This window comes from Micromonospora sp. Llam0, assembly GCF_003751085.1.
Lineage (GTDB): Bacteria > Actinomycetota > Actinomycetes > Mycobacteriales > Micromonosporaceae > Micromonospora_E.
In genome coordinates this window covers 3,750,280-3,773,809 of sequence record NZ_RJJY01000001.1, presented here as the reverse complement: position 1 = coordinate 3,773,809, position 23,530 = coordinate 3,750,280, and the positions used below count along the sequence as shown (strand labels likewise).

Annotated in this window: 20 protein-coding genes; 13 read left to right on the top strand and 7 right to left on the bottom strand. The window is 71.4% G+C overall.

Translation table 11 applies throughout. From position 1 onward, the window contains the following. The first annotated feature begins 157 nt into the window (after positions 1 to 157). From EDC02_RS16440 to EDC02_RS16415, 6 genes are all read left to right on the top strand, one after another. Complete coding sequence (locus EDC02_RS16440) at positions 158 to 619, top strand: SRPBCC family protein (protein ID WP_123602727.1); 462 nt, start codon at positions 158 to 160, stop codon at positions 617 to 619. Positions 620 to 633: 14 nt separating this feature from the next. Beyond that, positions 634 to 1,335 carry a hypothetical protein gene (locus EDC02_RS16435; protein ID WP_148083484.1) on the top strand — a complete coding sequence of 234 codons (702 nt, stop codon included), beginning with the start codon at positions 634 to 636 and terminating at the stop codon, positions 1,333 to 1,335. Positions 1,336 to 1,440: 105 nt separating this feature from the next. After that, complete coding sequence (locus EDC02_RS16430; protein ID WP_123602725.1) at positions 1,441 to 2,388, top strand: ROK family glucokinase; 948 nt, start codon at positions 1,441 to 1,443, stop codon at positions 2,386 to 2,388. Positions 2,389 to 2,426: 38 nt separating this feature from the next. Continuing rightward, on the top strand, positions 2,427 to 3,254 hold the full coding sequence (locus EDC02_RS16425) for an endonuclease/exonuclease/phosphatase family protein (protein ID WP_233605965.1): 828 nt from the start codon (positions 2,427 to 2,429) through the stop codon (positions 3,252 to 3,254). A 37-nt stretch (positions 3,255 to 3,291) separates the two neighbouring features. Continuing rightward, positions 3,292 to 4,695, top strand: coding sequence for an NAD(P)/FAD-dependent oxidoreductase (locus EDC02_RS16420; RefSeq protein WP_123602723.1), 1,404 nt, complete (start codon positions 3,292 to 3,294; stop codon positions 4,693 to 4,695). Continuing rightward, positions 4,692 to 5,510 carry an alpha/beta hydrolase gene (locus EDC02_RS16415; protein ID WP_123602722.1) on the top strand — a complete coding sequence of 273 codons (819 nt, stop codon included), beginning with the start codon at positions 4,692 to 4,694 and terminating at the stop codon, positions 5,508 to 5,510. Before EDC02_RS16420 ends, EDC02_RS16415 begins: the two co-directional genes overlap by 4 nt. Before the next feature lie 23 nt (positions 5,511 to 5,533). Here the strand turns inward: EDC02_RS16415 and EDC02_RS16410 are convergent, their stop codons facing one another. The 3 genes from EDC02_RS16410 to EDC02_RS16400 form a co-directional block, all read right to left on the bottom strand. Continuing rightward, complete coding sequence (locus tag EDC02_RS16410; protein ID WP_123602721.1) at positions 5,534 to 6,946, bottom strand: trehalose-6-phosphate synthase; 1,413 nt, start codon at positions 6,944 to 6,946, stop codon at positions 5,534 to 5,536. A 165-nt stretch (positions 6,947 to 7,111) separates the two neighbouring features. Further along, positions 7,112 to 8,161: a DUF308 domain-containing protein gene (locus EDC02_RS16405; protein ID WP_123602720.1), complete on the bottom strand. Its 1,050-nt coding sequence runs from the start codon at positions 8,159 to 8,161 to the stop codon at positions 7,112 to 7,114. 150 nt (positions 8,162 to 8,311) lie between these two features. Beyond that, a complete protein-coding gene (locus tag EDC02_RS16400) occupies positions 8,312 to 11,893 on the bottom strand; it encodes an adenylate/guanylate cyclase domain-containing protein (RefSeq protein ID WP_233605964.1) in 3,582 nt (1,193 codons plus the stop codon). A gap of 218 nt (positions 11,894 to 12,111) precedes the next feature. On the opposite strand from EDC02_RS16400, the gene EDC02_RS16395 reads away from it, so the two are divergent. Beyond that, a complete protein-coding gene (locus EDC02_RS16395; RefSeq protein ID WP_123602719.1) occupies positions 12,112 to 12,306 on the top strand; it encodes a hypothetical protein in 195 nt (64 codons plus the stop codon). Between the two features lie 59 nt (positions 12,307 to 12,365). Here the strand turns inward: EDC02_RS16395 and EDC02_RS16390 are convergent, their stop codons facing one another. Then, positions 12,366 to 13,058: a Crp/Fnr family transcriptional regulator gene (locus EDC02_RS16390; protein WP_123602718.1), complete on the bottom strand. Its 693-nt coding sequence runs from the start codon at positions 13,056 to 13,058 to the stop codon at positions 12,366 to 12,368. 358 nt (positions 13,059 to 13,416) lie between these two features. Here EDC02_RS16390 and EDC02_RS16385 point away from each other — a divergent pair, with 358 nt between their 5' ends. From EDC02_RS16385 to EDC02_RS16365, 5 genes are all read left to right on the top strand, one after another. Next, a complete protein-coding gene (locus EDC02_RS16385; protein ID WP_123602717.1) occupies positions 13,417 to 13,923 on the top strand; it encodes a polyadenylate-specific 3'-exoribonuclease AS in 507 nt (168 codons plus the stop codon). Positions 13,924 to 14,100: 177 nt separating this feature from the next. Then, positions 14,101 to 15,129 (top strand): 6-phosphofructokinase, encoded by a 1,029-nt coding sequence (locus tag EDC02_RS16380; RefSeq protein ID WP_123604848.1) that lies wholly within the window; start codon positions 14,101 to 14,103, stop codon positions 15,127 to 15,129. 141 nt (positions 15,130 to 15,270) lie between these two features. Next, a complete protein-coding gene (proC, locus tag EDC02_RS16375) occupies positions 15,271 to 16,089 on the top strand; it encodes a pyrroline-5-carboxylate reductase (protein ID WP_123602716.1) in 819 nt (272 codons plus the stop codon). A 368-nt stretch (positions 16,090 to 16,457) separates the two neighbouring features. After that, a complete protein-coding gene (locus EDC02_RS16370) occupies positions 16,458 to 16,808 on the top strand; it encodes a DUF2203 domain-containing protein (RefSeq protein WP_123602715.1) in 351 nt (116 codons plus the stop codon). A gap of 157 nt (positions 16,809 to 16,965) precedes the next feature. Next, the gene (locus tag EDC02_RS16365) at positions 16,966 to 18,579 is read left to right on the top strand and encodes a glycosyl hydrolase family 18 protein (RefSeq protein WP_123602714.1); all 1,614 of its coding nucleotides are present in this window, start codon (positions 16,966 to 16,968) and stop codon (positions 18,577 to 18,579) included. Positions 18,580 to 18,647: 68 nt separating this feature from the next. Here EDC02_RS16365 and EDC02_RS16360 read toward each other — a convergent pair whose 3' ends face one another. Beyond that, positions 18,648 to 19,448: an ABC transporter ATP-binding protein gene (locus tag EDC02_RS16360; RefSeq protein ID WP_123602713.1), complete on the bottom strand. Its 801-nt coding sequence runs from the start codon at positions 19,446 to 19,448 to the stop codon at positions 18,648 to 18,650. Further along, on the bottom strand, positions 19,441 to 20,346 hold the full coding sequence (locus EDC02_RS16355; protein ID WP_123602712.1) for an ABC transporter permease: 906 nt from the start codon (positions 20,344 to 20,346) through the stop codon (positions 19,441 to 19,443). The genes EDC02_RS16360 and EDC02_RS16355 overlap by 8 nt, the downstream gene beginning before the upstream one ends. Before the next feature lie 264 nt (positions 20,347 to 20,610). Here EDC02_RS16355 and EDC02_RS16350 point away from each other — a divergent pair, with 264 nt between their 5' ends. Continuing rightward, positions 20,611 to 21,270: a TetR/AcrR family transcriptional regulator gene (locus tag EDC02_RS16350; protein WP_123602711.1), complete on the top strand. Its 660-nt coding sequence runs from the start codon at positions 20,611 to 20,613 to the stop codon at positions 21,268 to 21,270. Here the strand turns inward: EDC02_RS16350 and yicI are convergent. Then, positions 21,236 to 23,518 carry an alpha-xylosidase gene (gene yicI, locus EDC02_RS16345; protein ID WP_123602710.1) on the bottom strand — a complete coding sequence of 761 codons (2,283 nt, stop codon included), beginning with the start codon at positions 23,516 to 23,518 and terminating at the stop codon, positions 21,236 to 21,238. The genes EDC02_RS16350 and yicI overlap by 35 nt on opposite strands. Positions 23,519 to 23,530: the final 12 nt, after the last annotated feature.

The window sequence follows — 23,530 nt, the reverse complement described above, 5'->3', positions numbered from 1 at the left end:
TCGCGGGCTGAGGCGGACCGGACCGGCGGTGCACGTCCGGCTACCCGCAACCTACCGGGCGACCGATGACCTGCGCGGTCAGCCCGCTGCCGGTGGCGGCCGGACGGTTGTCGGCCACTGGCTTGATCTTGGCCCGGCACCGGGTAGCCTGCCCCACATGGCGGAGTCCTCCACCAAGTCGATTGTCGTCGCCGCACCCGCGTCCCGGGTGACGGCGGTGATCTGCGACTTCGTGCGCTACCCCGAGTGGACCGAGGCGCTGGACCGGGTCGAGGTGCGCCAGGAGTACGAGGACGGATACGCCCGTGAGGTCCGCTTCGTGCTGGACGCCGGAGTGCTCGCCGACGAGTACACGTTGATCTACGAGTACTCCGAGGATCTGTCCCGGATCGAGTGGCGGCTGGCTGAGCCGTCCCGGATGCAGCGCCGGCAGGACGGTGCGTACGACATCGAGGACAACGGGGACGGAACCACCACGGTGACCTACACGCTGGAGGTGGAGCTCTCCGTCGGGATGCTCGGGATGTTCCGCCGCAAGGCCGAAAAAATGATCATGGATGCTGCCCTGACACAGCTCAAGAACCGAGTGGAACAGCTCGGTGCGACGGAGACAGACTAGGGGGCGGGCCGACGGTGGGAACGGATCCTCGCTCGGCGCGGGCGGAGGCGGAACGGTTGGTGGCGACCGCGTTGGCGATGGCGCAGCTGGCGGCGCGCGGCCAGCGGCTCGGCGCCGGCGCTGCCGGCGGCCTCGGCCTGCTGCGTGATCTGCTGGGCGGCACCGGTCCGGTCGCCACCGGCGACCCGGCCTGCTGCGTCTGCCCGGTCTGCCGGGCCATCACGGCACTGCGTGACCCCAGCCCGGAGCTGGCCGACCGGCTGGCCGCCGGTGCCGGGGACTTCGCCGCCGGAGTCGCCAGCCTGCTGCGTGCCCTGGCCCCGGAGCGTCCGGCCGACCCCACGCCGCCGGAGCGTCCGGCCGATCCCACGCCGCCGGAGCCTTCGGCCGGTTCGCCGGCTGCGGACCCCGCCGGCCCGCCGCCGGACCGGCACGATCCGCCGAGCGGCCGGATGACCTCGGACGACGAGGCCTGGCGCCAGGCCACCTGGACCATGGATGATTCGGACTCAGCGGGTGATCGGGACGTCTGGTCGGCCGCGACGAACGCCCCCGTCGATGTCGCCGGGACAGGCACACCACCAGCCCAGGGCCGCCCCGGCGGTCCGGCGGTGACCGCCCCGGTGACACCCGGTGCGGATGCCGCCGGGGCGGAGCCGGACCGGTCGGGCGCCACCCGGCCGGACCACGGCCGGCCGGGACCTGATCCGGCCTGATCCGGCACCGTTCGGCCGGACGACTGCCCGGCGGTGGACAGCCGCCGGACCGGACCCGGTGCGGACGCCGGCGCGCGAAGAGCACAGCAGAGGGGAGCGGCAGCGGTGACGCTGACCATCGGAGTCGACATCGGTGGCACCAAGGTCGCCGGCGGGGTCGTCGATCCGGACGGGAAGGTCCTGGCCCGGACCCGGCACGAGACGCCGGCCGACGACGTGGCCAAGACCCGGGACGTGATCGTCGAGGTGGTGCTCGAGCTGGCGGCGAACCACCCGGTCGACGCGGTCGGTATCGGGGCCGCCGGGTGGATCGACGCAGGTCGCTCAACTGTGCTGTTCGCCCCGAACCTCGCCTGGCGCGACGAACCGCTGCGGGACTACGTGAGCGCGGCGATCGACCTGCCGGTGATCGTCGAGAACGACGCCAACGTCGCGGCCTGGGCAGAGTTCCGGCACGGCGCCGGCCGGGACGCCGCCGACTCGATGGTGATGTTCACCGTGGGCACCGGCATCGGCGGCGGCATCGTGTACGGCGGCGAACTCGTCCGCGGTGCGCACGGCATCGCCGCGGAACTCGGCCACATGCTGGCGGTTCCGGACGGACACCAGTGCGGCTGCGGCCGGCAGGGCTGCATCGAGCAGTACGCCAGCGGCAACGCCCTGGTCCGGTTCGCCCGCGCCGGCGCCCGGCAGGAACCGGACCGGGCGACCAAACTGCTCGCCCTGGCCGGCGGCGACGCCGAGGCGGTCACCGGGCCGATGGTCACCACCGCGGCCCGCTCCGGTGACCCGGTCTCCTGCGAGGCGTTCGCGCAGATCGGACGTTGGCTCGGCATCGGCCTGGCCGACCTGGCGCAGATTCTCGACCCCGAGGTGATGGTGATCGGCGGCGGCGTGGTCGACGCGGGTGAGTTGCTGCTCGGCCCCGCTCAACGGGCGTACACCGACGCGTTGGCCCAACGGGTCCGCATCCCGGTGGCCGAGGTGCGGCCGGCCGAACTGGGTAACGCCGCCGGTGTGGTCGGTGCGGCCGACCTCGCCCGGCGGATCTGAGCCCCCTTTCACATCGGGCCGAGGAGGAGAAGGAGACCGTGACGGCTGACCAGACGACCGCGCCGCAGCGGCCCGGTGTGCGGCTGCGGGTGCTCACGTACAACATCCACGGCCAGCGTGACGACCGGGCCGCGCTGGCCGAGGTGGTCCGCCAGATCGCACCGGACGTGGCGATTCTGCAGGAGGCACCGCGCCGGTGGCGGTGGCGTGCCAGGTCCGCCGCGTTGGCGAACGCGTTCGACATGGTCGTCGGAGCCGGTGGACCACCGCCGTTGGGCAACCTGGTGCTGACCACCCTGCGGGTACGGGTGACGGGCACCTGGTCGGTCCGGTTCCCGCTGACGCCCGGCCGGCACCTGCGCGGCGCGGTGTTCGCCCGCTGCGCGGTCGGCCCGGCCCGCTTCGTGGTGGTCGGATCGCATCTGGCCACTGATCCGACGGAGCGGCCGGCACAGGCCCGGCTGCTGCGCCAGGCCTGCGCCGACGTCGACGGGCCGGTGATCCTCGGCCTGGATGTCAACGACCAGCCGGCGAACTCCGACGATCCGCCGTCGCCCGGCACCGACACCCGGCTTGCGCCCGGCACCGACACCCCGGGGCCGGGCGACACCGGCGAGGCGTGGCAGTTGGCCGCCGCCGGGTTCACCGACGCCGCTGCCGCCGCCGGGGCCGGCCTGGCCGGCACGTTCCCGGGCCGCGACCCGCGCCGACGGATCGACGCGATCTTCGTCGATCCGCGGATCGAGGTGGCCGGCTGCCGGGTGGTGGACACCCCGGCGGCGCGGCGGGCGAGCGACCATCTGCCGGTCGTTGCCGATCTGGTGCTCACCGATCCGGCACCGGGACTGGACAAGCGGGGCGGCTAGCCGGCACGATTTCGCAGCCGTACGAAGGAGATTGCCGGTGTCTACTTCCGCTGACTACGACAGCCCCACCGCCGGTGCCGACCGGTGGCGGGACGACCGCCCGATCTCCGAACAGGGTGAGAACGTCTGCGTCATCGGTGCCGGGGCGAGCGGTTTGTGCGCGGTCAAGAACCTGCGCGAACAGGGGTTCGGGGTCGACTGTTACGAGCGGGAGACGGGTGTCGGCGGTGCCTGGAACTGGCGCCACGACCGCAGCCCGGTCTACGCCAGCACCCATCTGATCTCGTCGAAGCCGTTCAGCCAGTACCCCGACTTCCCACTGCCGGACAGTTGGCCCGACTACCCGCACCACAGCCAGCTGCTGGCCTATCTGGAACGCTACGCCGACCATTTCGATCTGCGCCGGCACATCTGGTTCGGCACCGAGGTGGTACGGGTCGAACCGGCGCCGGGGGACCGGTGGGACGTGACGACCCGCAGCGCCGGCGGCAACGGTGCCCAACGCACCCAACGCTACGCCGCCGTGATCGTCGCCAACGGACACAACTGGGCACCCCGGCTGCCCAACTACGATGGACTGTCCGATTTCACCGGGCAGGTGATCCACGCGTCGGCCTACCACGACGCGACCCAGCTGCGCGGCCGGCGGGTACTGGTGGTGGGTGGCGGCAACACCGGCTGCGACATCGCGGTCGAGGCCGGGCAACAGGCGGCCCGCTGCTGGCACTCCACCCGCAGGGGCTACTGGTACACCCCGAAGTACCTGTTCGGCCGGCCGAGTGACCAGGTCAACGCGGGCCTGCTCGCCCGGCGTCTGCCGCGTTGGCTGCGCCAGGGAGTTCTCCACCGGCTGCTCCGGTTGGTCGTCGGGGACCAGACCCGGTTCGGGCTACCGGCTCCGGAGCACCGGGTGTTCGACGCGCATCCGGTGGTCAACAGCCAACTCGTCCTGCACATCGGGCACGGTACGGTCCGCCCGGTGCCCGACGTGGCCAGGTTCCGCCGGCACACCGTGGAGCTCGCCGATGGCACCGAAGTGGATCCCGACCTCGTCGTCCTCGCCACCGGTTACCAGCCCCAGTTCGACTTCCTCGACCCGCGGGTGCTCGGCGTCGACGCGGACGGTCGGCCCCGCCTGCACCTGCACGCCTTCGCCCCGGGCCACCCGACGCTGTCGGTGGTCGGGCTGGTGCAGGCGGAGTTCGGGGTCTTCCCGCTGGTCCACTGGCAGAGCGTGCTGGTCGCCCGGTGGCTGCGCGCCCGGTCGGCGGACCCGGCGGCCACCGCGGCCCTCGCCGCCCGGATCGAGGCCGGCGCGGGACGGCCCTGGCACGACGCCAAGGTGACCGACCCGGCCCGGCGCTGGTTCGAGGTCAGCCACGTCACCTACCTGCGCGCGCTGCAGGAGACCCTGGACAGTCTGGAGGTGGCGGCCCGATGAGTCGTATCCTTGCGGCCCCCCGCATCGTCCGTACCCGGGAATGGGCCAGACCGGTACCGGCGGTGCGTCGCGAGGTGCTGCACGCCGACGTGTCGCGCGACGAGGGCCGGCCGCCGCTGCTGTTCGTGCCCGGGTTCGGGCACGGCGCGTGGGTGTTCGCCGAGCATTGGCTGGAGCGGGCCGCCGAGCGCGGGTTCCCGGCGTACGCGGTCAGTCTGCGCGGGCACGGTGACAGCGCGGTGGCACCGCGGGCCGACCTGCGGGCGTATGTGCACGACGTGGTGCAGGCCGCGGCCGGCCTGCCCCGGCAGGCGGTGCTGATCGGGCACGGCGCCGGGGCGTTGGTGGTCGGTCACGCCTTGGCCCGCTATCCGGCGCGGGCCGCGGTGCTGGCCGCCCCCGTGCTCGGCGGCTGGCCACTGCTCGGCGCGGCGTTGCGGCGTAATCCGTTCGGTACCCTGCCGGCCGTCTTCGGCGGGGCGTTGCGGCTGCGCGCCGGTCAACTGTTCAGCCGGGAGCTTCCGGAGGCCGCCGCGCTGTCCTACGTAGATCGTCTGGGGCGAGCGTCGGCTCGGGCCCAGTGGCAGTTGCTGGCCCGCCAGCGGGTCGAGCCGCCGGTCGGCGATCCACCGGTGCTGGTCCTCGGCAGCCCGGACGACCGGGTGGTGCCGGCTGCGGCGTTGGACCGCGCGGCCCGGCGGTACGGTGGCGCACCGTTGCTGTTCCCGGGGATGGGCCACGATCTGATGCTCGACGCCCGCTGGACGGAGCCGGTCGACGCGATCCTCGACTGGCTGGACAAGGGCGCCGGCTGACCGCTGACGATCAGCCGGTGGGATCAGGCGGTGAGCCGGGCGGCCAGGGAACCGGTGCGGTCCAGCGCGGTGAGGTAGCCGTGCACCCAGGCCCGGATGTCGTGGGTGCGCAGATGCCCGCGCATCGAGCGCATCCGGTCCGCCACGTCGGTGGGCGACGCCTCCAGCGCGTGCATCAGCGTCAACTTGAGGCCATCGAGATCGTGCGGGTTGACCAGATACGCCTGCTGGAACTCGGCGGCGGCACCGGCGAACTCGCTGAGCAGCAGCGCGCCGTCGTCGTCGACCCTTGCGGCCACGTACTCCTTGGCGACCAGGTTCATCCCGTCCCGCAGCGGGGTGACCGCCATGATGTCGGCGACCCGGTACAGCGCCGCCAGGTCGGCCCGGCTGAACGACTGGTTGAGGTAGTGGATCGCTGGTTCGCCGACCCGGCCGAACTCGCCGTTGATCCGCCCGACCTCGCGTTCCACCCGGTCGCGCAGGATGCGGTACTGCTCGACCCGCTCCCGACTGGGCACCGCGACCTGGACCATCACCGTGTCGCGGACCTTGATGTGCCCGTCGGCGATCAGTTCGCTGTACGCCTTGAGCCGTTGCTCGATGCCCTTGGTGTAGTCCATCCGGTCCACACTGAGGATGACGTGCTGCGGGTCACCGAGGTCGGACCGCAGCTGACGGGCCCGTTCCAGCACGTCCGGCCGGGCGGCGAGGGACTCCATCTCGGACATGTTGATCGACACCGGGAAGGCGCCGATGCGTACCACCCGGTCGTCGATGGCGATCCGCCGGTCGGTGGCGGGCACCTTGAGGACCTTCGTCGCCAGCTGGGCGAAGTTGTGCGCGGCCTGGGCGCGCTGGAACCCCACCAGGTCGGCGCCGAGCATACCGAGCATCAGCTCGGCCCGGCGGGGCAGCTGCATGAACAGCTCCGGCGGCGGGAACGGAACGTGCAGGAAGAAGCCGATCAGCAGGTCGGGCCGCAGCGCCCGGAGCATTCCGGGTACCAGTTGCAGGTGGTAGTCCTGCACCCAGACCAGTGCGCCCGGCTCGGCGGCGGCGGCTGCCGCCTCGGCGAACCGCTGGTTCACCCGCTGGTACGCCTCCCACCACCTGCGGTGGTACGCCGGCTGCTCGACGGAGTCGTGGTACAGCGGCCAGAGTGTGGCGTTGGCGAACCCCTCGTAGTGGTCTCTGATGTCCTCATGGGACAACGCGACGGTGTGCATCCGTACGCCGTCGATGTCCGGCAGGCTCGGTGCCGGGCCGGTGCCACCGGCCCAGCCGACCCAGGTGGCCGGGGTGTGCTGCAGGATCGGGTGCAGGGCGCTGACCAGACCACCGGGGCTGCGACGCCATTCGCACGCGCCGTCGCGCGCGACGCTGTCGTCCACCGGCAGTCGGTTCGCCACCACGACGAGAGAACTCTGACGCATGAGGGGACCTCGTTTCGCTGCGGCGGTTGCCGCGCATGGCGAGTGATCACGAACTCGTGGGGGATCGGCTACGAGAATTATTCCTACTGAGACCAAGTTACGCGAGTGTTACAGAGTGACCACAGCCGTCAATGAATCCGGATTTTCGCCATCCGTTGGTCAGTTTCAGACGACCGCGCCGTCGTCCAGGTCGTCATCCTCGTCGTGATCCGGCCGTAGCCGCCAGATCAGCGTGACAAACCCACCGACCACGCCAGCGAAACCGAGCAGGATGGCCAGTCCACGATCCACCGGAAGCACCGTCGGGAAGACGAAGAGGATGAAGCCGGCGATGATCGCCAGTACCCCGAGGACCGCAGCCGACGACAACCGGGGCAACGGGGGCGGCAGAGGAGGCGTGTAACCCTCCTCCGGCTCGTCCGGCAACCGGGTACCGAAGGTGTCCAGTCCGTCCAGCAGGGACGGTTCGTCGTCCCGCCGTCCGACGGAGATGTTGGTGTAGCCGACCGCCCACGGCAACGGGTCCGGCGTGGCGGTGGCCGTGGACTCCGGCTCGGCGCGGCCGCGACCGTCGTCGCCGGTCCGGCTGTCGCTGTCCCGGCTGTCGCCGCTGTCGCCGTCGCCCCCGGCCCCGTCCCGGTGCGGACCGCCGACGCGCGGATCCGGCCCGGTAGACCGGCCCTCGACCGGCGGCATGCCCTCGACCGGCGGCAGGCTGTCTACCGGGGGCAGGTTCTCGGCGGCCGGCCAGGGTGCGGCGGTGGGGTCCGCCGGAGCCGGAGCGTGGTAGTTGGCGATGATGCCGGCCCAGACGGCGTCGACGTCGGCGTCCCGACCGGCCTGCTGCCCCGCGCCGGTCGGAACAGTCGGATCCGACGCCGGCGAGGTGATCTGCCCGGACCCGGTGGCCGGGGTACCGGGGCTGCTGCCCGGTGCGACCGGACCGTCCTCGGCCAACTGCACCAGGTAGCCCCGGGCGGTGTCCAGGTGCGCCCGGTCGACGAAGAGCCGGTCCACCGGCCGGGCCGGTACGGTGGTCGTGCGGGTGACCGGATTGACGTCCGACGACGGCTGCAGGTAGGCCGCGATCCCACCGGCGGCGAGCACGTCGAGCAGGTGTTCGCCGACCCGCGGGTCGACGTCGCCGGCCACGGCGTACTCGGATGCGTCGAGGCCGTTGTCCCGCCGCCCCCGACGCGCGCCACCCGCAGACACCGAATCAACTCCTCACCGGCCGCCGTCGCGCCCTGTCCGCCGGCGGGCCCCCGGCCGGGGGCGTGCCGTGCCCTTGAATCGTGACACGCCGGTAGGTGGTTGTGGGAGTGCGTTGTGCGGTGCCGTGCCCGTCGATTCCGCCGCCGGTGGTCACGACGCCAGGGTCGGAGACCAGCGGTAGCCGTCCGTGCCCCGGTCGCCGAGGTGCAGTAGCCCGGGCGCCTTGTTACGCAGCGCGAAGCTTCGCACCTCGGCCAGCGCCGCCGCGTCGGCGTCGCGGTCGCCGCCACGCCGCCACGCCGCGACGGCCAACCCCAACGCGATCATCCGATCGGTGGTCGCGTCGATGTCGGCGAAACCGGCCGCCGCGGCGGCATAAAGCTCACCTGCCCGGCGGTCTTCGCCGTCGGCCGCCGCCACCGCCGCCGTCACCGTCCGCAGCGCGGCCTCGGCCCACGGGGTTCGATGCTGCACCCGGTCGAGCATCGCCCGTACCTGCACCGCCGCGCCACGCCCGGCGACCGCGGCGGCGAACGCGGCAGCCGCGATCCACTCGCCGCTGGCCAACGCGGGCACCTTCGACCAGGACCGGTCCAGCTCGTCGAGCAGCGTCGCGGCCTCCGCACCCCGCCCCTGCAGCGCGCGGCACAGTGCGCCCAACCCGAGACTGTTCCAGTACGGCCGGCGGAAGCCGCTGTCCCGGGCCGCGCGGACCGCGTCGGCGACGTCGTCGACCCCGCTCTGGTCGGCCATGGGCACCGGATCGCCGCGCAGCACCCGCAGACACGCCCGTAGGCCCCGTACCTGGATGTCCCACCGGCCACTGGGCGTCGCGACGAAGGCGTCGGCCGCGGCGAGGAAGGCGGCGAAGTCCCCGGCGAAGTAGGCACGCATGGCTTCGCCGGAGTATCCGGTGCTCAGCCCGGAGCCGGACGCGGCACCGGACATCAGCTCCTGGGCGCCGGACCAGTCGCCCTCCTCGCACAACGCGTACGACAGGTTCTGCAGCGCCCGGGGTAGCGCGAGCAACTGGTGCTCGCGACACATCGCGGTGGCCGCCCGCAGCTCGTCAAGCCCGGACCGGTCACCGGACTGGTACCGGGCCATGGCAACGGTGATCCGGGCGTTGACCAGCGTCTCGGTCAGCCCCAGCCGATCGGCGATCTCGGCCGCCGCGCCGGCCGCCGCGACCGCCGGATCCCGTTCCAGGTTGAGCATGTGCAGCCGACCCAACTCGGCGTACGCGTCGGCCTTCTGATCGGTGTCGGGCAGCGCGTCGAACAGCTCCACCGCCCGGTCGAGGCAGCGCAGCGCCTCGTCCCGGTCGGTCCGCAGCCAGGCGGCCCGCCCGAGCAGGGTCCAGGCCCGGGCCGCGCACCCCTGGTCGTCGACGTCGGCCAGCTGGTCGGCGAGCGCCCTCAGCCGGTCGGTGCCGCCGTCGGCGAGGAAGCCCGGGCCGTCGCGCAGGAACGCGAGCTCGGCACCGAGCAGTTCGAGCTGCAACCGCTCACCCAGCCCGTCGCCGCCGGCGACGGTCACCAGGCGCAGCGCGCGTTCCACGTGCCCGCTCGCCACGTCCAGCGCGTGCAGGGCGTACGCCCGCCGGGCCGCCCGGTGCAGGGCGTCGCGGGCGGCACCGGCGTACCCGTGGGTCTCCAGACCCAGCGTGTGCGCGATCTCGTGCGCCGCCCACCGGTGGTGGGCCAGCACCTCGGCCAGGTCGGTGTCCCGGTCGCCGGCGAGGGTGTCCAGCCAGTCGGCGGTCCGGGCGTGCCGGGCGACCCGTTCGTTGCGGGGCAGCCGCTGGTAGCAGACGTCGCGGACCAGCACGTGGCGGAACCGGAACTCGGGTTGCTGCGCCATCGCCGAATCCGGCTGTTCGTGGACGAAGTCGCGCTGCTCCAACCGGCGTAGCGCCCGGTCGACCAGCTCCACCGGCTGGCCGAGGGCGGCGGCGACCGCGCCGGGCCAGAACTGCACGCCGACCACGGCGGCGGCGAGCAGCACCGCCCGGTCGGTGGCGTCCAGCAGGTCCATCCGGTTGGCGATCACCCCGTGCACACTGTCCGGGATCGGCAGCCGGCCGCTGCGGGTCAACGCCCAACCACGGCCGCTGCGCCGCAACGCCCCCTGCTCCATCAGCATCCGCACGTACTCGTGGGCGTAGAGCGGGTTGCCGTCGGCCACCTCGATCAACGGGCCGAGCAGATCGGCCGAGAACGGCGCGGCGCCGAACATGTGCGCGTACAGCGCGGCCACCCCGGTGTCGCGCAGCGGCGGCAGGGTGACGGTCAGCGCGCCCGGGGTGGTGCCCGCCCAGGCCGGTTCACGGCTGATCAGTTCGGGCCGGGCGGTGCACAGCAGCAGCAGCGGCACCTGCCGGGCGGAGGCGCCGAGCAGCTCGACGAAGCGCAGCATCGCGTCGTCGGCCCAGTGCAGGTCCTCGAAGACCAGCACGGTCGGCTGCCGGGCGGCCAGGGCGAGCAGGAACCGCCGCCACGCCGACTCGGTCTCCTCGGCCGGCAGGTTGCGGTGCGGCAGCCCGACCAGTGGGCGCAGCGCGTCGACCAGCCGGTCCGCCTCCGGCCCGACCAGGGTCTGGACCCCGGCGGCCAACTTCTGCTCGGCGACGGTGGCCAGGTCGGTGTCGAGGATGCCGGCCTCGGCCTTGACGATGTCGGCGAGCGCGGCGAACGTGACGTTCTCCCCGAACGGCGGGCACCGTCCGATTCGCCAGGTGACCGGCTGGTCGACCAGCCGTTCGGTGTGCCGCAGCAGCTCCCGGACCAGCCGGCTCTTGCCGATGCCGGCCTGCCCGAGCACGGTGAGCACCTGGGGCCGCTGGTCGCGGATCGACCGGTACAGCGCGTTGACCAGCAGCCCCAGCTCGTGTTCGCGGTCGATCAGCGGGGTCGCGTCGGTCTGCCGGTCGGCCGGCACCGGACGCAACGGGGCCAGCGCCAGCCACACCTCGGTCGGCGACGACCGTCCGCGCAGCGTCACCGCCGGCTGCGGGTCGTAGCGGATCGCCTCCTTGGTCAGCCCGTGCGTGACGCCGCACACCAGCAATCCGTCGGCCGGTGCCACCGACTGCATCCGGGACGCGGTGTTGACCACGTCGCCGGCCAGGAACGCCTGGCCGCCGTCGCGGGCCGCGCCGGTGTCGACCAGTGCCTCGCCGGTGGCCACACCGATGCGGAACCGGAGTCCTTCGCCGGCCGTCGCGGTGAACTCGGTCAGGGCGCGGCGCAGGTCGAGCCCGGCCCGGACGCAGCGCAGGGCGTCGCTCTCGGTGGCCACCGGCGCACCGAACAGCGCCATCACCGCGTCGCCGATGTACTTCTCCACCACCCCGCCGTACTGGCCGACGACCCGGCGTGCGATGGAGAAGAAGTTTGTCTGCATCCGCCGGACCTGCTCGGGATCGACCCGTTCCACGTACGGCGTGAAGTTGATCAGGTCGATGAACAGGACGCTGACCCGACGTCTGTCCTCCTGACTCGGCTCGGTCGGCCGTCGGCCGCCCTGCGGCTGCCCGCAGGAGGTGCAGAAGCTCGCGTCGGCCGCCAGCGGGCGGTCGCAGTGCGCGCAGACAGGGATGAGCGCCGTACCGCAGCCGCCGCAGTAGCGGTCGTCGTCGGCTGCGGTCCGGCCACACTTTTCGCACGGGGCAGCGATGCCAGCCTCCTCGCGGGAACGTCGAGTCGGGAGCCTACTGTCGCATCTGGCCACCTGCCCTGGCCAGCGGCTATGCCCGGCCGGGCGTGGCGGTGCCGGACCCGACCTGCCGGGGTGGCCGGACTCGCAGGTCACGACGGGTGCGTCAGGCCGAGTATCGCCGGTGCGGTCAACTGTCCATAACCGGGCTGTTGGCTAATGGACAGTCCATCTACCGGTGGTACCGGGATACATTCATCTGGCCAGATCAGACCGAGCAGGGGAGTCCTGACATGGTGTACGTCAAGTTGGAGAAGGACTGGACGGACCCGTCCGGGGTCAGCCACGGCGCGGGGGAGATGATCGATCTCGACGCCGGCACGCTGGCGAAGTTGCAGGAGGAGGGGGTCGTGGCCGAGGAGTGGATCGGCCCGACCGGGGAGAAGGTCGGCACCAACTGGATCGGCCCGACCAGCACCCAGCCCTGACGGCGGCAGACGTCAGACCCGGCGGTACGCGCGCCACGCGCGTACCGCCGGGGTCGTCCTCAGCGGTCGGCCATCCCGGCCCGGCGGCGCAGCGCGGCCACGTCGGTCACCACGATCCGTCGACCCTCGGTCCGCAGCCAGCCCCGGTTGCTGAACGATCCGATCGCCTGGTTGACGCTCTGCCGGGAGCCACCGGCCATCTCCGCCAGCTGGCTCTGGTTCAGCTCGATGGTGATCATCGGGGCCTGGCTCTCCCCGGCCAGCCGGACCAGCGTCTTGGCCACCCGACCGGGCAGATCGAGGAAGACGTGATCGGCGTTCTGCTCGGTGAGCCGGCGGATCAGCGCACCGAGCGAGCGCATCACCGCGTCGAGGATGCGCGGGTTGGAGTGCACCAGATCCATGAACGCGCCGCGGGACAACGCCAGCGCGGTGCAGTCCTCGATGGCCTCCGCGGACGCCGATCGGGTCGACGCGTCCAGCAGCGACACCTCGCCGAGCACGTCGGGCGGGCGGACGACGGACAGCACCGCCCGTTCACCGGTCGGCGCGGTGCGGAAGACCGCGACGGCGCCCCTTTTGAGTACGATGAGCGACTCGCCCGGGTCGTTCTCGACGAAGAGCAACTGACCCCTGCGGTAGGTGCGGGGCACGGCGGCAGCGATGACCCGTTGCCGGACCTCGGGTTCGAGCCCGGCGAACATGTCCACGCCGGTGAGCGCGTCACCCGGCTCCGGCAGGCGCATCTCCACGGTCCAACCCCTCCCCACCAAGGGCACCATCCCACCGGGGGCACCATCGTGCCCGTCCGGGGTGCATCACCCGACCCAGGCGAACATGAAATAGATACCGTTCGGAGAACGGTGTCAACATCAGATCATGGCTGCCGTGTCGCGTGGTGTACACCCCCACAATCATTTCTGTGACAGTCCTGTGCCCGACAAACCGGCAGGCTAGCGGCCAGATCCACCGGCGGGTGGGGGCCGACACGGGGGCCCGGCGGATCCGGCCGTGGGGAAGCGGTACCGGTCGGAGCGAGCCGGTCGACGGCGACGCTCCGGCCGGTACCCCGATGGGGGTCTATTTCCGGTATCGGCGAGGATGGCGGTAATGATCTACCGCTACTTCTACGACTGCGAGTTCATCGAGGACGGGCGCCTCGTCGACCTGGTTTCGATCGGTGTCGTCGACGAGCACGGCCGGGAGTTCTACGCGGTCTCCACCGAGTTCGACGGTGCCCGGGCGGTGCCGTGGGTGCGTCGCCACGTGCTCGACAAGCTGCCGTCACCGGCCGATCCGGCCTGGCGGTCCCGGTCACGGATCCGCGACGACCTGTACGCCTTCCTGGTCGCGCCGCTGCGCGACGGTTCGGCCACCGAGCTGGAGCTGTGGGCCTGGTACGCCGCGTACGACCATGTGGCGCTGGCCCAGCTGTGGGGGGCCATGCCGGCGCTGCCCCGGGAGATCCCCCGGTTCACCAAGGACCTGCGGCAGCGGTGGGACGACGCCGGTCGGCCGGATCTGCCGGCGTCGGCCGCCGACCGGCACGACGCGCTGGTCGACGCACGCCACAATCTTGCCCGCTGGCAGGTGATCAGCCGGGCGTACCGGCGGTGACCGGGCCACCGACGGTCCGGTGATCCTCGGGGTCTGCTCGCCCGGTCGCCGGCCGGGCCGATAAAGTGCGCACTGACGGCCCGCCCCGGGCCGGCAACGATGCCGACGGTCTGACCGGACTTCGTTCCTGGGGCTCGAGTGGGTCTACCGCACAGTTTCCTGGAGGATGAGCGGATCATGCGTATCGGCGTGCTCACCGGCGGCGGCGACTGCCCCGGCCTGAACGCAGTGATCAGGGCGGTGGTGCGCAAGGGCGTCGCCAGCTACGGTCACGAGTTCATCGGATTCCGCGACGGCTGGCGCGGACCGTTGGAGGGGCTGAGCCGGCCTCTCGGTATCGACGAGGTGCGGGGCATCCTGCCCCGGGGCGGCACCATCCTGGGTTCGTCCCGGACCAACCCGTTCAAGATCGACGGCGGGGTCGAGCGGATCAAGGAGAACCTGGCGTCCCAGGGCGTGGACGCCCTGGTCGCGATCGGCGGCGAGGACACCCTCGGCGTCGCCACCAGGCTGCACGAACTCGGCGTACAGGTGGTCGGCGTGCCGAAGACGATCGACAACGACCTCGGCGCCACCGACTACACCTTCGGCTTCGACACCGCGGTCAACATCGCGATGGAGGCCATCGACCGGCTGCACACCACCGCCGAGAGCCACCACCGCACCCTGGTCGTCGAGGTGATGGGCCGGCACGCCGGCTGGATCGCGCTGCACGCCGGACTCGCCGGCGGGGCGAACGTGATCCTGCTGCCGGAGCGCGAGTTCGACGTGGAGCAGGTCGCCACCTACGTCGAGAAGCGCTTCCAGAAGCAGTACGCCCCGATCGTGGTGGTCGCCGAGGGCGCCCAGCCGATGCAGGGCCAGATGGTCCTGCAGAACCAGGAGCTCGACTCGTTCGGCCACGTCCGGCTCGGCGGCATCGGCCAGTGGCTCGCCGAGCAGCTGGAGGCCAAGACGGGCAAGGAGGCCCGGACCGTGGTGCTGGGGCACATCCAGCGCGGCGGCACCCCCACCGCCTTCGACCGGGTGCTCGCCACCCGGCTCGGCCTGCACGCGATCGACGCCGCCAACGACGGCGACTGGGGCAAGATGGTCGGTATCCGGGGTACCGACATCGTCCGGGTGCCGCTGGCCGAGGCGACCCGGGAGCTCAAGACCGTACCGCTGGAGCGTTACACCGAGGCCGAGGTCTTCTTCGGCAGCTGACCACCGGTTCCGGGCCGGGATGGGCGGCTCCCGCCAGGGCGCCGCTCCGCCCGGTCCGTCACGGTCCGGTCCGTCGCCGGTCCCGGTTCGTCGCCGGTCCCGGTTCAGCTTCGGTTGGGTTCGAGAGAGGATGACGTACGGATGCCTCCCGGCGCGCACAAGGTGGCCGTTATCGGCGCCGGCAAGATCGGCGAGCTGGTCCTCTCCGGCCTGTTGCGGGCCGGCTGGCCGGCCGATCAACTGCTGGCGACGACTCGGCGGCGGGAGCGGGCCGAGGACATCGCGGTGCGCTACGGCGTGTCGGTGGTGGACAACCACACCGCGGTAGCCGAGGCAGAGGTGCTTGCCGTGGCGGTCAAGCCGCAGGACGCCGCCACCCTGCTGGACCAGATCGGCCCCAAGGTGCCGGCGGACAAGCTGGTCGTCTCGCTCTGCGCGGGACTGCCGACCGACTTCTTCGCCCGCCGTCTGCTGGACGGCACCCCGGTGGTCCGGGTGATGACCAACACCCCGGCGCTGGTGGACCAGGCGATGACCGCCATCTCCGCCGGCCGGCACGCCACCGCCGATCATCTGGCCCTCGCCGAGGAGATGTTCCAGCCGCTCGGTGTCACGATCCGGGTGCCGGAGACCCAGCAGGACGCGGTCACCGCGTTGTCCGGCTCCGGCCCGGCCTACTTCTATCTGCTGGTCGAGGCGATGATCGACGCCGGAATTCTGCTCGGGCTGCCCCGCCAGGTGGCGCACGACCTGATCGTGCAGACGGCGATCGGTTCGGCGGTGATGCTGCGGGACTCCGGCGAGCATCCGGTCAAGCTGCGCGAGGCCGTCACCTCGCCGGCCGGCACCACCATCTCGGCCATCCGCGAGCTGGAGAACCACGGGGTCCGGGCGGCGCTGCTCGCTGCCCTGGAAGCGGCCCGTGACCGCGCCCGGGAGCTGGCCGCGCAGCACGGCTGAGGTATTCATTCACGCTCACCCTCTTCCGCCGAACGTGTTGGTGTGGCTACCGTTTGCGACATAGGTGGTTGTAGCTGGCTCGACGGGAACGAAATCCGCCGGAGCTGGGCGACCGCCGCACCGGCGTCGTGTCGTGACTTCCCCTGCGGCGACGTCGACAGCCGGCCCTGGCTGCCCCCCTACGGCCGGCTGCCGGGCGCGTTCCGCCGACGCGCCCAGTGCCGCCGCCGGCGCACGGCGACCGGCGGCGGCCCGGGGCAGCCGTCCGGGTCAGCGGCCGCAGTCCAGCGGTCTCGCGTGACGGTCGGCCGCAGTTCTCCGGCGACCGGTCGACCCACGACGGGTGGTGATGGACCATACTGGCGAACGTGTTCACCCTCGCCCAGGCCCGCCACCTGATGGCAACCCTCCGTCCACGGATCGACGAGCTGGTCCTGCTCCGCGCGGACCTGGCTGAGTTGCGGGCGGACCTGGCGGCCGGATCGGACAGCCCGCACGGCGGTCTGGCCGAGGTGAAGGGGCTGGAAGCGCGGATCTACGGGATTCTCGACGAGCTGAATGAGCAGGAGATCCAGGTCAAGGGCGTCGCCCCGGTGCTGCTCGACTTCCCGGGCGAGCTGGACGACCGTCCGGTCCTGTGGTGCTGGCTGGAAGGCGACGGCGAGATCCGCTGGTACCACCGCCTGGAGTGTGGGTTCTCCGGCCGACGCCGGATCTGAGCCCCGGGTTCGTCCGCGCGGTCCCCGGTGGTGCCGGACGACGCTTGGTCGGGTACCGCAGCCATCGAGATATCGACATCTTGACGAACCGGCCGATGTGTGAGTAGCGTCTCAGGCACTTTATGGAAAGTTTCCTAACTAAATGGGGAGACGCCTGATGAGAAGATCACTGCGCCGCGCCGTCTGGGCCGGGGCGCTGGCCGTGGTGACGGCCGCGGCGGCGGTGCCGGTCACCGCGGCGTTCGGCGCCGGCACCATCTCCGCCAGCTTCGTCGCCAGCTCCGACTGGGGTACCGGGCACGAGGTCCGGGTGACGGTCGCCAACGGCTCCGACGCCACCGTCGGCACCTGGCGGATCGAGTTCGACCTGCCGGCCGGCACCACCATCAGCAGCTTCTGGGACGCCGATGTGACGCGCAGCGGCAACCGGTACACCGCGGTGAAGAAGAGCTGGGCCGGTGGCCTCGCGCCGGGAGCCTCGTTCAGCTGGGGATACATCGGCACCGGCGCCTTCCGGGCACCGCAGAACTGCACCATCAACGGGGTCTCCTGCACCGGCGGCCCGGCACCGACCACCGCGCCGCCCCCGACGACGGCGCCGCCCACCACCGCGCCGCCCACCACGCCACCGCCGACGACTCCGCCACCCCCGCCCGGCGGGCAGAAGGTGGTCGGCTACTTCACCCAGTGGGGGGTCTACGCCCGCAACTACCACGTGCGCAACATCCACACGAGCGGGTCGGCGTCGAAGATGACCCACATCATGTACGCCTTCGGCAACACCACCGGTGGGCGCTGCGCCATCGGGGACAGCTACGCCGACTACGAGAAGGCGTACACCGCCGCAGACAGTGTCGACGGGGTCGCCGACACCTGGGACCAGCCGCTGCGCGGCAACTTCAACCAGCTGCGCAAGCTCAAGGCGATGTACCCGCACCTGAAGGTGATCTGGTCGTTCGGCGGCTGGACCTGGTCCGGCGGCTTCACCCAGGCCGCGCAGAACCCGGCCGCGTTCGCCGAATCCTGCTACAACCTGGTCGAGGACCCACGCTGGGCGGACGTGTTCGACGGTATCGACATCGACTGGGAGTACCCCAACGCCTGCGGTCTGACCTGCGACTCCAGCGGTCCTGCGGCGTTCCGGAACCTGATCTCGGCACTACGTGACCGGTTCGGATCGAGCGCGCTGGTGACCGCGGCGATCACCGCGGACGGCAGCAACGGCGGCAAGATCGACGCGGCCGACTACGCCGGGGCCGTCGGCGACCTGAACTGGATCATGCCGATGACGTACGACTACTTCGGCGCCTTCAACGCGCAGGGACCGACCGCCCCACACTCGCCACTGACCTCGTACCCGGGAATCCCACAGCAGGGCTTCTGGTCGGACGCGGCGATCCAGAAGCTGAAGAGCAAGGGCATCCCGGCGAACAAGCTGCTGCTCGGCATCGGCTTCTACGGTCGGGGCTGGAGCGGCGTCAGCCAGAGCGCTCCGGGTGGCACCGCCACCGGTCCGGCGCCGGGCACCTACGAGCAGGGCATCGAGGACTACAAGGTGCTCAAGAACACCTGCCCGGCGACCGGCACCGTCGGCGGCACCGCGTACGCCAAGTGCGGCAACAACTGGTGGAGCTACGACACCCCGGCCACCATCGGCGGCAAGATGAACTACGCCAAGGGGCAGGGGCTCGGCGGGGCGTTCTTCTGGGAGTTGTCCGGCGACACCGGCAACGGTGAACTGGTCACCGCGATCCGCAACGGTCTCGGCTGACGCTGAAACCACCACCCGCACGGGTGTCCGGGGGCGGCGGGTACGCCGCCCCCGGACACCCGTGCGGGTCACCTGCGGTTGGCGTACTCCTGGTAGGCCTTGACCACCTCGGTGCTTGGCCCGTCCATGCGGATCACGCCGGACTCCAGCCAGATACTGCGCTCACAGGTGTCCAGGATCGACTTGTTGCTGTGACTGACCAGGAAGACGGTCCCGGCCTCGGCCCGCAGCTCACGGACCCGTTCCTCGCTGCGCCGCTGGAACGCGGCGTCGCCGGTGGCCAGCGCCTCGTCGATCATCAGCACATCGTGGCTCTTCGCCGCGGCGATCGAGAAGCGCAGCCGGGCCGCCATACCCGACGAGTAGGTCCGCATCGGCAGCGACGCGAAATCGTCCCGCTCATTGATGCCGGAGAACTGTACGATCCCGTCGTACTTCGCCCGCACCTCCGCCGGGCTCATCCCCATCGCCAGGCAGCCGAGCACCACGTTGCGCTCGCCGGTCAGGTCGTTCATCAGGGCGGCGTTCACCCCGAGCAGGGACGGCTGGCCCTGGGTGTAGACCTTGCCCCGGCGCGGTGGCAGCAGGCCGGCCACCGCACGCAGCAGGGTCGACTTGCCGGAGCCGTTGCTGCCGATCAGCCCGATCGCCTCACCACGGTGCGCCACGAAGCTGACGCCGCGAATGGCGTGCACCTCGCGTACCGTCGGGGCGCGTTTGCGGGTCGCGATCCGCCGCAGCGCCGCGACCGGGCTGTTGCGCCCGCCGCCGCCGGTGTTGATCCGGTAGACGACGTGCAGGTTGTCGACGATCACGGTGGGCACCCGGGTGTCGGTCCCGGAAGCCGGTGCGTCCAGCAGGTCAGCCACGGCCGTACTCCTCCTCCGCACGCCAGAAGTAGATGAAACCCGCCACACCCATCAGCAGGGCCCAACCGCCGGCCGCTGGCCACAGGTACCCGGGCGGACTGCCCATCGAGTCCATCAACGCGTAGCGGACCAGGTCGATGTAGACCGCCATCGGGTTGAACTGCAGCACGGTGACCACCCAGCCGGGCAGGTCGCCGGTGAACCGGTCGATGCTGTAGAACACGCCGGATGAGTACAGCCAGGTCCGCATCACGAACGGCAGCAGCTGGGAAAGGTCACTGGTGCGCGCCGCCCAGCGGGCCACCATCATGGCCAGCCCACCGCTGAACAGCGTCTGCAGCAGCAGCGCCGGGATCAGCAGCAGCCAGCTGAGGTCGATCCCCTCACCGGTGGCCAGCATGATGACCGCCAGCACGGTCATCGACGGGGCGAGTTGCTGCAACTGCACCAGCACCGAGGTCAGCGGCAGGCTGGCCCGGGGAAAGTGCACCGCCCGGATCAGGTTCATGTTGTCGCCGATCGACCGGGCCGAGGTGGTCACCGCCTGCTGGGTGAAGGTGAAGATGAAGATCCCGGTGCAGAGGTACGCGATGTAGTTGTCGATGCCGCGGTCGGTGCCCAGCAGCAGCCCGAAGACCAGGAAGTAGACCCCGGCGTTGGCCAGCGGGGTGATCACCTGCCAGATCTGGCCCAGCCGGGCGTTGGTGTACATGGCGATCAGCCGGGCGTTGGAGTACGCCCAGATGAAGTGCCGCCGGGACCACAACTGCTTGACGTAGGCACCCAGCGACGGGCGGGCACCGCTCACCGCCAGGCCGTGTTGTCGGGCCAGCTCGGCGAGGGTGGGCCCGCTGTCCGGTTCCAGCGTCACGGTCGTGCCACTGGTTGGCTGCCGCATCCGATCTGTCCTTCCATCAGCCAACGCTGCCGCTCGTGCACACCCGCGCCCCTCTCCGACGGGTACCTCTCGTCCCGGACGTCGCGACGACGGTGCCGCGCGACCCGCTGGCACGGGTGGTGCCGGACCGGTGAGGCCGGTTCATGCCCGGCTGCTCACCTTCATGTCCGATGGCACGGAACGATACCGTCGCGTCCTGACGGAAACGGTAGGGGAGGCGACGACGATACGCAACCGTACCGTCGTGCGGTTACACTGGCTCGAATGCAGGGCGACGGAAAGCGACCACCGGCCGGCGCGGCGGTGCTGCGGGAGGACGTGACGCAGGCGATCCGGGCTGCCGCGTTGCAGGAACTGGCCGCGGTCGGCTACGGCAGGATGTCCATCGAAGCGGTCGCCCGCCGCGCCGGGGTCGGCAAGACCGCCGTCTACCGGCGGTGGGGTTCGAAACTGGAGATGGTCATCGGGATCGTCTCCGAGGTCGCCCTCGGGGTGACCGCCGTGCCGGACACCGGCACCTTGCGCGGTGACCTCGAGCTGGTGCTGACCATCGCGGCCCGGGCGTTGCGTCATCCGTTGGCCGGGCAGATCGTGCCGGACCTGCTCGCCGAGGCGGCCCGCAACCCGGCGATCGCGCAGACCCTGCAGGCAGCCCTGCGCGACAACCAGCGGGGGATCGGCACCCTGGTGACGAACCGGGCGGTGCGGCGGGGCGAACTGCCCGCCGACACCGATCCCGACTTCGTCGTCGACCTGATGGTCGGCCCGCTCTACTGGCGGCTCGCGGTGGCCCGTACCCCGCTGCCGCGCGGCTACGTCGCCCGGCTGGCTGCCTCAGTCGCCGCCGCCCTCACCGCCGGGGCGGCAACCGACCTGGCGGCCAACCCGGCTACCGGTCCGTCAGCTCCCCCTGCCACCGGCTGATGTCGGCCGCCACCTCTCGGACCTCGCCGTGGCCGACCAGCTGCACCCGCCACGGCAGGGCCGGCCCGGCGACCCGGTCCGCGGTGACCGCCGTGCCGTCCCGGGTCACCACGAACCGGGCGGCCTCGGACCCGTCCAGCGCCGGCACCGACACCTGCACCCGCTGCCCGTCGGCGAGCTGGTACACCGCCAGGGTCACCCCGTCGGCGTACGGGTAGTCCGGTCGGTCCGAGTTCGCCCCGAGCGGCAGCACCGTGCCGGGGCGCACCAGCACCGGCACCTGGTCGAACCCGACCGTCCGGCGTACCCAGCCCGGGCCGGTGACCTCCTCCCCGGTCTGCAGGTGGGTCCAGGTGCCGGCCGGCAGGTAGAAGTCGACCTGCCCGTCGGCCCGGAACACCGGCGCCACCAGCAGGCTGTCCCCGAGCAGGTACTGCCGCTCCAGGTGGGTCACCGCCGGGTCGTCCGGGAAGTCGGCGACCAGTGGACGCATCACCGGGATCCCATCCCGGTGGGCCAGTACCGCCTGACCGAACAGGTACGGCATCAGCCGCGCCTTGAGCCGGGTGAAGATCCGCAGCACGTCGACCGCCTCTTCGTCGAATGTCCACGGCACCCGGTAGGTCTGGCTGCCGTGCAACCGGCTGTGCGAGGAGAGCAGCCCGAACGGGATCCAGCGTTTGAACACCTCCGGTGCCGGCCGGCCCTCGAAACCGCCGATGTCGTGGCTCCAGAAACCGAACCCGGACATCGCCAGCGACAGCCCGCCGCGCAGGCTCTCCGCCATCGACTCGAAGGTGGACTCGCAGTCACCGCCCCAGTGCACTGGGAACTGCTGCCCGCCGGCGGTCGCCGACCGGGCGAACAGCACCGCATCGCCCTCGCCGCGGTGCTCCCGGAGCAGGTCGAACACCGTCCGGTTGTACAGGTGCGTGTAGTAGTTGTGCATCCGTTCGGGGTCGGCGCCGTCGTGCCAGACCACGTCGGTCGGAATCCGCTCACCGAAGTCGGTCTTGAACGCGTCGACGCCCATGTCCAGCAACGCCCGCAACTTGTCGGCGTACCAGCGCCGGGCGTCCGGGTTGGTGAAGTCGACCAGACCCATCCCGGCCTGCCAGAGGTCGCACTGCCAGACGTCGCCGTCGGCGGTGCGGACCAGGTAGCCCCGCGCCGCCCCCTCGGCGAACAGCGCCGACCGCTGCGCGATGTACGGGTTGATCCACACGCAGACCTTCAGGTCCCGCTTGCGTAGCCGCTCCAACATCAGCTCGGGCTCGGGGAAGACCCGCGGATCCCATTCGAAGTTCGACCAGTGGAACTCGCGCATCCAGAAACAGTCGAAGTGGAACACCGACAGCGGCAGCTCCAGCTCCGCCATGGTGTCGATGAACGAACTCACCGTCTGCTCGTCGTAGGAGGTGGTGAACGAGGTGCTCAACCACAGCCCGAACGACCAGGCCGGCGGCAGGGCCGGGCGGCCGGTCAGGGCGGTGTACTTGCGCAGGATCTCGCGCGGCGTCGGACCGTAGATGACCAGGTACTCCAGGCTCTGCCCGGCGACGCTGAACGACACCCGGGAGACCACCTCGGAGCCGACCTCGAACGAGACCAGCCCGGGGTGGTTGACGAACACCCCGTACCCGCCGGTGGTGAGATAGAACGGGACGTTCTTGTACGCCTGCTCGCTGCTGGTGCCGCCGTCCTCCTGCCAGATGTCGACCACCTGGCCGTTGCGGACCAGCGGACCGAACCGCTCACCGAGCCCGTACACCGTCTCGCCGACGCCGAGGCTGAGCTGTTCCCGCACGTACGACCCGTCGTCGGTGTCCAGCGCGGCCATGCTCTTGTAGCCGCTGCCGGTGAGCACCCGGTCGGCGGCCACGAACTCCAGCTGCCAGCTGTCGCCCCGGGTGAACCGGGCGGTCAGCCCGCCCGAGGTGATGCTGGCGTACTCGGCGTCGTCGGTCACCTGGACCTCGGTGCCCGGCTCGGTGGTCAGGGCGAAGTCCGGATGCCGGCGCCGCCGGCCGAGAAAGTGCCCCACCTGGACGGAGATCACGTCGGGGGCGGGGGAAGTGCAGCGTACGGTGAGCAGCGGCTGGTTGAGGGTGTCGCCGCGACCGGTGATCCGCCGGGTCGGGGCGTACACGGTCAGTGCCGCCGGCTCGACCTCGACGTCGTGCACCTGCGCGGGATAGAGCGGCCGTACGCCGTCGCGCATCCGCCAGTAGCCGTTGCTGAATTTCATCGAACCTCTCTC